General features: G+C 53.3%; 9 protein-coding genes. 2 read left to right on the top strand and 7 right to left on the bottom strand.

From position 1 onward, the window contains the following. Positions 1 to 63: 63 nt before the first annotated feature. The gene (locus VJ956_RS08635; protein WP_324083844.1) at positions 64 to 1,242 is read right to left on the bottom strand and encodes an ABC transporter substrate-binding protein; all 1,179 of its coding nucleotides are present in this window, start codon (positions 1,240 to 1,242) and stop codon (positions 64 to 66) included. 182 nt (positions 1,243 to 1,424) lie between these two features. On the opposite strand from VJ956_RS08635, the gene VJ956_RS08640 reads away from it, so the two are divergent. Beyond that, a complete protein-coding gene (locus VJ956_RS08640) occupies positions 1,425 to 1,826 on the top strand; it encodes a nuclear transport factor 2 family protein (protein WP_324083845.1) in 402 nt (133 codons plus the stop codon). A 263-nt stretch (positions 1,827 to 2,089) separates the two neighbouring features. Here the strand turns inward: VJ956_RS08640 and VJ956_RS08645 are convergent, their stop codons facing one another. The 6 genes from VJ956_RS08645 to zwf all read right to left on the bottom strand — a co-directional run bounded on the left by VJ956_RS08645 (position 2,090) and on the right by zwf (position 11,034). After that, positions 2,090 to 4,384 (bottom strand): GGDEF domain-containing protein, encoded by a 2,295-nt coding sequence (locus VJ956_RS08645; RefSeq protein WP_324083847.1) that lies wholly within the window; start codon positions 4,382 to 4,384, stop codon positions 2,090 to 2,092. 419 nt (positions 4,385 to 4,803) lie between these two features. Continuing rightward, the gene (locus tag VJ956_RS08650; RefSeq protein WP_324083848.1) at positions 4,804 to 6,477 is read right to left on the bottom strand and encodes a sensor domain-containing protein; all 1,674 of its coding nucleotides are present in this window, start codon (positions 6,475 to 6,477) and stop codon (positions 4,804 to 4,806) included. A gap of 555 nt (positions 6,478 to 7,032) precedes the next feature. Next, a complete protein-coding gene (locus VJ956_RS08655) occupies positions 7,033 to 7,995 on the bottom strand; it encodes a sensor domain-containing diguanylate cyclase (protein WP_324083850.1) in 963 nt (320 codons plus the stop codon). A gap of 208 nt (positions 7,996 to 8,203) precedes the next feature. Next, entirely contained in the window at positions 8,204 to 8,851 is a 648-nt protein-coding gene (locus VJ956_RS08660; RefSeq protein ID WP_324083851.1) for a bifunctional 4-hydroxy-2-oxoglutarate aldolase/2-dehydro-3-deoxy-phosphogluconate aldolase, read from the bottom strand. Position 8,852: 1 nt separating this feature from the next. Next, on the bottom strand, positions 8,853 to 9,572 hold the full coding sequence (gene pgl, locus VJ956_RS08665; protein WP_324083853.1) for a 6-phosphogluconolactonase: 720 nt from the start codon (positions 9,570 to 9,572) through the stop codon (positions 8,853 to 8,855). Continuing rightward, positions 9,559 to 11,034 (bottom strand): glucose-6-phosphate dehydrogenase, encoded by a 1,476-nt coding sequence (gene zwf / locus VJ956_RS08670; RefSeq protein WP_324083855.1) that lies wholly within the window; start codon positions 11,032 to 11,034, stop codon positions 9,559 to 9,561. The genes pgl and zwf overlap by 14 nt, the downstream gene beginning before the upstream one ends. 215 nt (positions 11,035 to 11,249) lie before the next feature. On the opposite strand from zwf, the gene VJ956_RS08675 reads away from it, so the two are divergent. After that, complete coding sequence (locus VJ956_RS08675; protein ID WP_324083857.1) at positions 11,250 to 12,119, top strand: MurR/RpiR family transcriptional regulator; 870 nt, start codon at positions 11,250 to 11,252, stop codon at positions 12,117 to 12,119. Positions 12,120 to 12,129 lie beyond the last annotated feature (10 nt).

The following is a 12,129-nucleotide window of genomic DNA, read 5'->3' on the forward strand; positions in this document are numbered from 1 at the left end:
GAGGTGCCTCCGGCCCGGCTGATGACCCTTACCTGCCTAAGTATGTTTCTGGCGAACCATGACTTATTGCTTCAATGGAACGATGCGGCCGTCCACGAAATGAGTGAAGACGTAGTCATCGGGTCCGATGGCATCATGCTGATCCGGAGAGAAAGGGTTACTGTAGGTCTTGATGAGGCCTTGGTATCTGGAAACATCGTAATAGCCCTGGCGTATAGCCGGGCCGTCGGTGCTGCCGGCATTCTCAATGGCCAGTGCAGTCAGGTGCATGGCGTCGTAGGCGTTGGCAATGCCGACCGCGGGTGTGACATCGGCAAGATCCTGAATTTCAGGGTAACGTTTCTTAAGTGCAGCCATGACATCAGCGCCCTTGCCCTTCTGGTTTTCAACAAAAGTGAAGGTCTGGATAAAGTGCACCTTATCGCCATTTTCCCCGGCCAATTCGGTAAAACGTCCTCCCGCTGGGCCCCAATGGGAAATAATCGGTACATCCCAGCCCATGCGATCAAGGGATTTCACTACCTGTGCTGACGGGGCAACATTGGCAACCATCAACAGTGAGTCAGCGCCAGAGTCCTTAAGGCGACTGAGCTGTGGCACCATATCAGTATCGTTGCTCTCTACCCGCTCAATGCCGGCCCATTTCATATTCCGAGATTCCAGCGCCTTGCGGAAACCCTTTTCGTTGGACTCGCCCCAGGGGTTGTTGATCAGGATCATCCCCGGTTTTTCCATACCGTACTTGTCGATGCCGTACTGCACCAGGGCTTCGTCAACCAGCTCATCCACAGCGGATACCCGGAAAACATAGTTCTCCTCGGCGCCGTTTTTGGTAATCGGTGTGCCGGCGGCCCAGACGCCCATGAATGGAAACTTCATCCGGTTCGCAAGGGGCACAATTGCCAGGGACACAGGTGTATCCAGGCCGCCGAAGAGAACGGCAACCTCTTCTTTCTGTACCAGTTCACGAGCGGCAAGCAGGCCCTTGTTGGGGTTGCTCTCATCGTCCCGACGCAACAATTCCACCTGACGGCCGAGAATGCCGCCATCGGCGTTGATCTCGTCGATAGCGATAGTCAATCCCCGGGTGATGGCCTCGCCGGACTTGGCGGACTGGCCAGACAGCGCGGCCACCAGGCCTATCTTCAGATTATCTTCGGCCTTGGCCAGACCGCCCAGTGTTAACAGGCCGGCCGTTGCCAGAGGCATAGCCCACTGTTTGAAGCTGTTCTTGAATCGCATGATTTTCTCCAGGTTGCTAGCGTTTGCATATAAGTTGCTAGCAAAACAGATGCCAGTAAAATAATCGGTAATTGATGGCTTTTCGCTTAAAAGAGCACCTTTATCGGGCTTTTTGGATGAAATCGCACCACACAAGAGCGTTTTCAGAAAACAGATCTTGTCAACGAATAGAGGAAAACAGTATGTCGGAAAAGAATGACGCAGTTACGATTGTTAGCAATTTTCTGGAGGCTTCCATGGCGCCGGACCCCGAGCGGGCGGCCACCTTTATGGCCCCAAATGTGCGTATAACCTTCACCGGCGGTCGAATTATGGAGAGCACCCAAGCTATTACTGATTTCAACAGTGGTCGTTATGCCTGGGTCAAGAAAGCGCTGGGACAGTTCGACTGGACGGAACACCCGGACCATACCGTGGTTTATTCCAATGGCACGCTCTATGGAGAATGGCCAGATGGTCGCCCCTTCTCGGGCAACCGCTACCTGGACCGGTTCGAAGTGCGTAATGGCCAGATCACCCGAATGGACGTTTGGAACGACAGCGCGGAATGGATACTGGACCCGGGTCTGAACCGACCCGACTGAATTCAAACCGCTGATCTGCTTAGCGCTGGCTCGCGAGCAAAAGGTGTCGGTGGGGCCCGCGCTGCGGCAAATCTGGATGGGCGGCATGTTAGGTGCCGCTCATTATCGAGGAATTTTGTAACCACCACTTGAGATCTTACTTGGTGCGTACCTGCGATCCTTTTCAGTGGTAGACGCACTCTTGATTCATCATCTGGTATTCTATTTCTGTGATTTTGCTTTAATCAGCAGTGCTACTAGAACAGGGAGTTTTTTATCCCGAACTAACGATAAGGCTCTGAGATGTTGTGCCACGGCATGATTTCCAGTGCCTGGTCCAGATAGTCCATCAAATCAGCGCTGTGCATGGGACAGGCATATAGAAATCCCTGCAGTCCACTCAAAGACTTGTCGTGAAGTATGCGAGCCTGGAGCTCAGTTTCTACACCCTCGGCAATAACTTCTAAGTTGAGGCTTCTTGATAGTGCGGCCACGGAATCCACGATGGCTTCTCCGACGTCTGTTTCTCCCAGTTCGCGAATAAAGCTTTTGTCGATTTTCAACTGGTCCACGTCCAGACGATGCAGATACGCTAGCGACGAATAACCGGTGCCAAAATCATCAATTGCAAATCGAAATCCCCGCTGCCGCAGGTCCTGCATCTGATGATAGGTTTCCTGTTGTTGGCCCATTAAAAGATTTTCGGTGATTTCCAGGGTAAAACGGTCTGCAGTCAGGTCGTACCTCGCCAGGAAAAAATCGAGACGTTCGGTGAGCGTGTAGTTTTGGAGTTGCAGCGGGCTGATATTGATAGCAAGCCGGAAAGCTGGCGGCAATCGATCTTTCTTGCGCAATTCTGCGAGCATCTGGCAACTCTGTTCGAGCACGATATCCTGAAGCTGATAGATCAAACCTGCCCGTTCCGCCACCGGGATAAATGCATCCGGGGGAATGGCGCCTTCTTCCGGATCAAACCAGCGCAGCAACGCCTCTGCTCCGAAGATGGACCCGTCCGGTGTCAACTGAGGCTGGAAGTAGGCCACAAAATGCATGTCCCGAATGGCTTGGACCATCCGACGCTCCAGATCCAGACGCCGGTCAGCCTCCAGTTGCAGCGATTCTTCAAAGAACGCGAATCGATTGCCACCAAGACGCTTGGCCTCATACATTGCTGCGTCTGCGTTGCGTAACAGGTCTTCTGTTTTCAATCCGGGCTGGTCGGCCAGGGCTATCCCGACGCTGACGCTGACGCTGTAGGCATGGCCCTGATTTTCCAGCGGTGCATTGAAGCAACCCAGTATTCTACGCGCCACTGCTGCAGTGGATTCGGCCAGGGCATCCTTGCCGGTTAAATGCTCCCGCAACAACACAATGAACTCATCCCCACCCAGACGCGCGACTATTTCCGAACGGCGCGTCTGATCCTCCAGCCGCCGTGAAACCTGCCGCAGCAGCAGGTCACCCTGTTGGTGTCCCAGGCTGTCGTTGATACGTTTAAAATCATTAAGATCGAGGAACATCACTGCGCCGCTGGCGTGGCCGCGATTCACTTCTTCCAGTAGCTGCTCCAGCTGCTCCTCGGCATGGCGGCGATTGGGCAAGCCGGTAAGCGCATCGAACAACGCCAAGCGGGCGGCGTTTTCTTCGGCGCACTTACGGGTCGTGACTTCACGGGCCATCCACAAGACGTAGGAGTCATCACGAGCATCGGTATAGAAATCATCGACGATCGCGGTTCTGCCCTCGAAAACCCGGCGCTCCCCTTCAGTCACAAGCTCGTACTCGAAGATTTGCATCTCCCCGGTAGCGAGTGTCTCGTTCGCGACCTTCATCACCTGTTCTGCAAGTTCGGGCCCGAACAGGTTTTCTATTGACTGGGCCCACAGTATCTCTGGTGGCGTCATCAGTTCGAAGGTGTCGCCGCGAAAATCAATGTAGTGACCTGACTGGTCGAGCACGATAGCCACATCCGGGATTACCTGCATGACAGCAGTTAGCCCGGCATTTATCTTTCCCAAAGCTGCAGTAAGCCGGGCCTGTTGTTCAGCCAGCCTGTAATGATCAATGACAAGCAGTGCGAGGGCCGAAAAAGCCTGGATCAGGTACAAATGCAATCTTGAGGGGGAGCGCTGGTCGGGATAGTAGATGGCAAAACTGGCGAGAACCGTACCGTCGGAAGCAATGATAGGATTTGACCAGCAGGCGCCCAGTCCGTTTGACATGGCCAAACCCCTAAAGTCCTGCCAAAGGGGGTCGGTAGCGATATCGGTTACCACCACCTGTTCTCGACGAAAGAGCGCTGTGCCGCAAGAGCCTACCCCTTCACCTATGATCACCCCATCGATAGCCTCGCAGTAGGCCGCCGGCAGGCTGGGAGCCGCGCAGTGTTTGAGCCGTTGACCATCAAGTAACAAAATGGAGCAAAGGGCGCAGTCTTCCTTCAGAGTTTGTTCTATCTCGCGGCAAAGCAGTTTCATGCTTGAGACCAGACCATCGCCACGAATAGCTCTCTCCAGAACCTTTCGCTGGATCTGGTATATGGCCAGCCTCTGGGATTCGTCCAATTCGCTCTCGTCCATGCAGGGACCTTTATGTTGATATCTGCAATGTTACCTTGGGCCAAAATTTATTGCATTTCATGGCCAGCATGGAGGGTTCGTGACATCCGTAAACTATTGTCACTTAACAAGGCCCCAGAGCGGCATTACAAACAGATGAAACCCGACAAAATCGTGTGAAATGTCCTGCTTCAATTTTCTTAAAGATGACTCAGGGCAATGCCGCCATGCCATTCCAGTGCCTGAGAGTTGGCCACTCGCAAATGCTTGCAGTGGCTATAACAACGCCTTGGCTGTTTTGACACCAATTCTGACCGGAGCAAACATTGGAGAGCGGACCTTTTTACCGCGATGAGATAGGCTACGGGAGGGAGCACGGGTATTCGCCCAGAAGCTTAGCGTGATTTGCACTTCATTGATGACATCAACCCTTCAATAACTCAAGTGCCATCGCCAGCTATATCAATCCACAGACGCTGATGTTTCGCGCGATACATAGCAGCATCACTTGCCTTCATGAGAGCTTCTAGAGACTTTCCGTGGTCAGGATAAAGCGCAATCCCAATGCTTACCCCAATGGCAAGTTCCTGGCCTTCAATTTCTAGCCGGTCTCCTATTGCTTTAGAGATACGTGCAGCGAAATCGCGATAATCGCTCTCGTTTTCAAGTCCGAAAACTATTACAAAAAACTCATCGCCACCGATTCGTGAAACGGTATCCGAGGAACGCACGACGTCTGAGATTCTCTCGGCAACGGACTGGAGGACGATATCTCCCAATGCATGACCGTAACGATCATTAATTGGCTTGAAACCGTTAAGGTCAAGATAAAGACAAGCAAATGTTGTTTCCTGACGCTCAGCTTTTCTGGCGGCCACCTCGAAGCGGTCTTTCAAGAGAAGTCGATTCGGAAGCCCTGTCAGCGAATCATGACCGGCGTTGTAGAGCAGCTTTTCCTCCCTGTCACTCCGTTCGCTGAAGTCGTTAAGGATCATTGTGTAATGAGTTTCAGAGGCAACACTTTGTTGAACTCTTGTCATTGCAGCCCAGGTTACCTGAACGCCACCCTGCGCATCACGGAGCCATAATTCCCCGCGCCAATTGCCGGTCGCCGCCAGCGCTGGCCAGATGGCTGATGTAAATAGCCCTTTTGAGCGAGTCTCCAGCGTGATGTCATCTACGCTTCGCCCGACCCATCGTGCTCTATCATCACGAACTACCGTCGAGAAGGCTTCATTAACATCCTTGATCAATCCGGCCGAGTCGACAAGTATAATAGCCTCACTACTAAAACGATAAACCGCCGACCAGCGCTTTAGTTGAGCTTCGCGCTCAATGTTTTCTGTAACGTCGGTAAATGAAGCAACAACAGCAGCTCGGCCAGCGTCATCGCGTATGCTTTTCGGGATCAATTGGGAATTAATCGAGATCCAGCGCCGTGATTTCCAGTGGGGGCTGTAAATCCCCATCAATACCTGACTACAGGGCTTTCCGGTGCGCAATGTCACCATAATCGGATGCGCTTCGCCAGGAAAAGACGTACCATCCGGATAGACTGAATCCCAGCTCGGATCTATAGGCACACGGCCGTTCAATTCATCGCTACTCAATCCAAGAATGTCGGCTGCCTGTGGGTTATGAGCTATAACTCGACCCTCTGCATCATGGATGACAACGCCTTCATCCAGACTATCCATCGCGACTCGATAAAGCGCCTCGCTTTCAGCCAGCGCCTCTTCAATTCTCTGCTGCTCTGTTACATTTCGGGACGTAGTGTGCAGCTCAGTCACTCTGCCCTGGTCGTCCTCAACCGGTTGGGTCAAAGTCTCAAACCAGATATATTTGCCACAAGCACGGCGAATTTGATAACGAATCAGGATGTTTCCATTGCCAGACACCGCTGGCTGATGAGTTCCGTTTCGAATTGACTCTGCATCATCCGGATGGAACAGGTCATACGGGTCGGTTCCCATTAGTTCTTCCGGGGAATAGCCGAGAACTCTTTTGACCGACGGGCTGATCCACAGATAGCGGCCATCAGGTGAATGGAGCGCAACCACGTCACTCATGTTTTCTGCGATGCGTTCGTAGAGATTTTGACTCGTCCTCGTCACTGATCTCGACCTAATTTGTGTTTATTAAGAACCGTAAGTCCGTTCCAGCATACTTAGTTTACCGGGCGACAGGCACACTCGCAGTATGTTTTAGACCGGCCAAACACGTATCTCAATTATTTACATAATTATTCTCAAGGTAAAGCTGAGGCAAGTATAAATCTGCCAAGATGGAATAAAGCAAATCTAGCTAACAGCTTATAGGTTTGATTTCCGAATCAGAGACGAATGCCGATCTCAGGGGGCTGTAAAAGGTTCGCTTTGCGACCTCAGCGTGCTTTGTTTCCGAATAGCGGATCGGGTATGCCCTATCTGAAAAGCTCTGCTTTGTGATCATGGCGTCGAAACCATTGCAAAGCGGACCTTTTCCCCTGCTGGGGAGGGCCCGTAAAGGATGCCTGAACAGTCGTCCAAAGATCGAATTGCTCGAATCAAGGGCCGCCTCAACGAGCAAAACATCCTCCGTTTCAGTCGCTTGTAATGAGCTTTTTCATTCGCCTGCCTTGATGTTATTTGATGCCTTCGCTGAACAGATACAGATAAGTCCAGCAAGTTCTAACGCACTTCGTCGTTCTTTTTTTCATACATTGCGGCATCCGCTTCAGCAATCATCTCTTCTAACGATTTCTCTGTATCATATGGAAAGCTTGCCACGCCAGCACTGTACTCTATGAGGTAAGGCTTGTTGATGGCCTTGTTGACTGCATCCATTTCTGCTTTAAATCGGTTGAGGACGATGGCAATTTGTTCATCGTCGGCATCCGTCAGCATGGCAACAAACTCATCCCCTCCCAATCTGCCAACTACATCACTCTCGCGGAATACAGTGCGCATCACCTCTGCAAACTGCTTTAAAGCAAAATCACCTTCATGATGCCCCAAAGTATCATTGATCGGTTTAAATTTATTCAGGTCAAATAAAATCATCGACATCGGAAATTTTTTGCGTCGACAGACTTTTTGGGCATGGTCAGCCAGGGTCAAAAATCCCCGTCGGTTCGATATCAAGGTCAATTCATCCAGTGTTGCCAATTGAATTGATCGAATCTCTTGCTCAATCATGGCTCCTAAATCGTTTAATAGCTGCTTATCATCTTCATCCAAATGCTGTGGCTTCGAGTCAATAAGGCATAACGTCCCCAGATTTACACCTTGTCTCAACTTGAGCGGATAACCGGCATAAAAGCGGATGTTGGGTGCTCCGGTAACAAGAGGATTATCAGCAAAACGCTCATCCTCAATCGCATTGGGAATAATGAATAAACCGTCCTCGTTGATGGCATGGCCACAGAATGATATGTCGCGCGGCGTCTCAGATGCATCCAATCCTTGCTTTGACTTAAACCACTGCCTATCTTCATCGATAATACTGACCAACGAAATCTCTACACCGAACATGCGTTTGGCCATTCGGGTGACGCGATCAAATCGTTCCTCATGAGACGTATCGAGAATTTGGAGGCTTCTTAAGGCATGGAGCCTTTCTGCTTCATTAGTTGGCAATTCTGGTTTAATCACTTCTGTTCCTCTTTTTTTGAGCATCGTCTCAAGTGGGGGCTCTACCCTTTTCCCACAATAAACTTTAAATCACCTTAGGATATCCGTTTTCAAATTCAAGCCAAGAAGCCCGAAATCAGATGTCTGCGGCCTGCGGTTTCATACAGTAATGTAAAAGATCCGCTTGGTGGTCATAGCAACTAAACTGGATCCGACACAAAGAGAAAACTCAGAGGTCCAGTAAACTCCCATGGGCTATCTCGGAAATCCGGGCCCAGTCACCGGAGGCAACCAGATCACCCGGGGTTAACCAGGTACCGCCAACGGCCGCAACGTTGTCCAGGGCCAGGTAGTCTTTGGCGGTATCACGGCGGATGCCGCCGGTCGGGCAGAAGCTGACGTCGGGGAAAGGACCCGCGAACGCTTTGAGGGCCGGGATGCCGCCGGAGACTTCCGCCGGAAAGAACTTGAATTCGCGATAGCCGAGGTCGTGGCCCATCATCAGCTCGGAAATGGTCGAGATGCCCGGCAGCAAGGAGGCCTCGGAAGTAACGCCAAATCTCAGGATTGCCTCGGTAACCCCGGGGGTGATCACAAACTGGGCGCCGGCGGACTCAACGTCGCGATACTGGGTAATACTGGTCACCGTGCCCGCTCCCACCCAGGCTTCCGGAATTGCCGTTCTTACCTGCTCGATGGCCCTGATGCCGTGAGGTGTACGCAGAGTGATTTCCAGAACCCGGATACCACCCTCCACCAGGGCCCGGCACAACGGCAGCGCCTGGTCCGGGTGGTTGACAGTAATCACCGGAATAAGTGGCGAGGCAGCCAGTACCGAGCGGACGCGGTCGCGGTAAAAATCCGACAGCTGGTTCATGTCAGGCACTCCAGTATATCTGCAGGCCCGGCTCCAGAAAGGCACGTATGGGCATTTCTTTCACCTTCCGCGGGTCGCGGCAGGCAGCCTGCAGGGTTTCCAGTTTGTCATCGCCGTTTATGTGCAAGGCTGTGAAACCGGCCCGACTCAGGGCCCTGAGCGTCAGGGTAATGCGCGCCTGACCCCGGGAAGACGGCGTCATTGGCGCCACGAGGGCCGAAGTGTCGGTATCCATAGCCCGATCAAGCTCGGGGGCGTCCGGAAACAGGGACGCGGTATGACCATCATTGCCCATGCCCAGAATCAGCACATCCAGCGGCAGATGGAGGTCGGCAAGTGCCGCTTCGACCGCTGCCAGGCCATCGGCCGGGGTTTCACCGGGCTGTTTGAGGGACAGGTAGTTTGCTTCCGACGCCGGGCCCTGAAGCAGGTTCTGCTTTACCAATCGGGTATTGCTGGCTTCATCGTCTTCCGGCACCCAGCGCTCATCGGCCAGCAATACATCGATCCTTAACCAGTCCAGTGGTTTTTCCCGCAATGCCGCAAAGAATGGCAGCGGCGTCGAGCCACCGGAAACCACAAGGCTGGCACGGGGCGCAATCAGCAGCCGCTCCGCCAGATGTCTCGAAACCGCGTCCGCCAGAGCCATGCCGGCTTCGTCAGGGGTATCAAAGAAATGCGCGTCCACCGCCTCCGGCAAATTCAGGTCATGCATCTTCATACCAGCTCCTTCCGTCCCGCGTGATCATGGCAATGGAAGCCACCGGCCCCCAGGTACCGGCAGCATAGCGTTTTGGTGGCTGGCCGCTATCATCCCAGTTTGCAATAATCTGGTCGACCCACTGCCAGGCGTGTTCCACCTCATCCCGGCGCACGAACAGGTACTGATTGCCTTTCATAACCTCCCAGAGCAGACGCTCGTAAGCGTCGGGAATCCGGTCGGTTTCGAACGTCTCCGAGAAGGTCAGTTCCAGAGGCCCCTGGCGCAGGCGCATGCCCTTGTCCAGGCCCTGGTCCTTGGTCAGGATCTGCAGCGACATGCCCTCGTCGGGCTGCAGGCGGATAATCAGCTTGTTATTGGCCAGGTGTTTCTGGTCGCGGTCGAATATGTAGTGTGGTGCCGGTTTGAAGTGGATGATGATCTGGGACAGCTTCTCCGGAAGACGCTTGCCGGTGCGGATATAGAACGGCACGCCGGACCAGCGCCAGTTATCGATCTCCGCTTTCAGGGCGACAAAGGTTTCAGTCTTGCTGCGCTTTATGGCACCGTCCTCTTCCAGATATCCGGGCACCGGCTTACCGTTACTGGTGCCTGCGGTGTATTGGCCACGAACCACATGAGTGTCCATCAGGTCTGGCGTGATCCGGCGCAGCGCCTTGAGAACCTTCACCTTTTCATTACGGATGCTGTCGGCGGACAGATCTGAAGGCGGGTCCATGGCGATCAGGCAGAGCAGCTGCAAGAGGTGATTCTGGACCATATCACGAACCTGGCCCGCCTTGTCGAAGTAGCTCCAGCGACCTTCAATACCGACGCTCTCTGCCACCGATATTTCCACGTGGGAGATGTGATTCTGGTCCCACTGGGAGGCAAACAGATTGTTCGCGAAACGCAGTGCAATCAGATTCTGGACCGTTTCCTTGCCCAGATAGTGATCAATCCGGAATAACTGATCCTCGTTGAAGACCTCGCCAAGCTCGTTGTTGATGATCTTGGAAGATTCCAGGTCATGACCGATAGGCTTTTCCACCACCACCCTCGTGTCCCGGTCACAACAGTCATTGCCCCGCAGGTTGCGGGCGATTACCCCGTACATCGCTGGCGATGTCGCCATATAGACAACCAGGTTACTGGACTCCGTGCTGCGCCAGTCATTGAGCGCGCTGTACCCCTCGGGGTTGGTAAAGTCGAGAAACTGGTAATCGACGCGCTGTAAAAACTGCTCTGCCATAACTGCATCGAATTCATCCTTTTTCACATGCTCTTCCAGCTTGCCAAGAAGGATCCTGCGAATTGCTCCGGCGTCAGCTTTTTTCCTGGCGATGGCAAGAATACGGCTACCTTCATGAAGCAACCCGGAACGCTCCAGCTGATACAGGGCGGGAAACAGCTTACGCTGGGCCAGGTCACCCAGGGCTCCAAACATCATCAGGTCACAGCAGGTATGCTTTGGCTCGGCCATCAATTCCCTCTCACTTTGTTTTCAGGCAAAACGACACAACCGGTAGGACTTCGGGCATGAGTGTAGTAAATTTATGCAAATACTGACATCCGGGATACCTTTACCCAAGGATTTTTTCGGATTTATGATATTTTAACTACACTAAAATACCACGGAAGAGGCTATAATCAGCGCGGACTCTGACAACAAAGCCGATACACCAGGGAGTATTCGCAATGGCTGCCAATCAGGTGCAACGCAACGACAACCTACTCGAGGACATCCAGTCCAGGCTGGAGACCCTTAACAAATCCGAGCGCAAGGTTGCCGAAGCAATTCTGCGTGACCCCAGCGCGGCAACGCGGTACAGCATTGCGGCACTGGCCCGGGCAGCGGACGTCAGTGAACCCACCGTCAACCGTTTCTGCCGGGGATTTTCCGCCACAGGCTTTCCTGATTTCAAAATACGCCTGGCCCAGAGTATAGCCACGGGGACGCCCTACATCGGACAAAATGTGGAACCCGATGATACGGTGACAGAGTTTGCTGACAAAATCATGCTCAGCACGATCGCAAGCCTCGACAAGGCCCGCCAGGCTCTCGACCCCCAGGCGCTGGCGGCGGCCATTGATCACCTGATCCAGGCCAAGCAGATCAACTTCTTCGGGATGGGCGGATCCGCTCCGGTTGCCATGGACGCGCAGCACAAATTTTTCCGTTTCAACATCCCGGTGATGTCCTACGACGATGCCTTGATGCAACGCATGGTGGCCGCGGGCAGCGCCAGGGGTGACGTCATCGTGCTGATTTCCTTCACCGGGCGCACCCGCGAAACCGTCGAGATCGCCCAGCAGGCCCGCAATAATGGCGCCACGGTTATCGGAATAACAACCCCGGACTCCCCTCTTGCCGAGGCTTGCACGGTCGTTGTTGGCATCAATGCACCGGAAGACACGGAAGTCTACATGCCCATGTCCTCCAGAATCATTCATCTGACGGTCATTGATATTCTGGCGACCGGTGTCACCCTGAAGCGGGGCACCGATTTTCTGGATCATCTCAGGAACATCAAGGAAAGTCTGCGGCCAACCCGCCTGCCCAGATAAACTCCTGCGC

This window comes from Marinobacter sp. (genome assembly GCF_035268745.1).
Lineage (GTDB): Bacteria > Pseudomonadota > Gammaproteobacteria > Pseudomonadales > Oleiphilaceae > Marinobacter.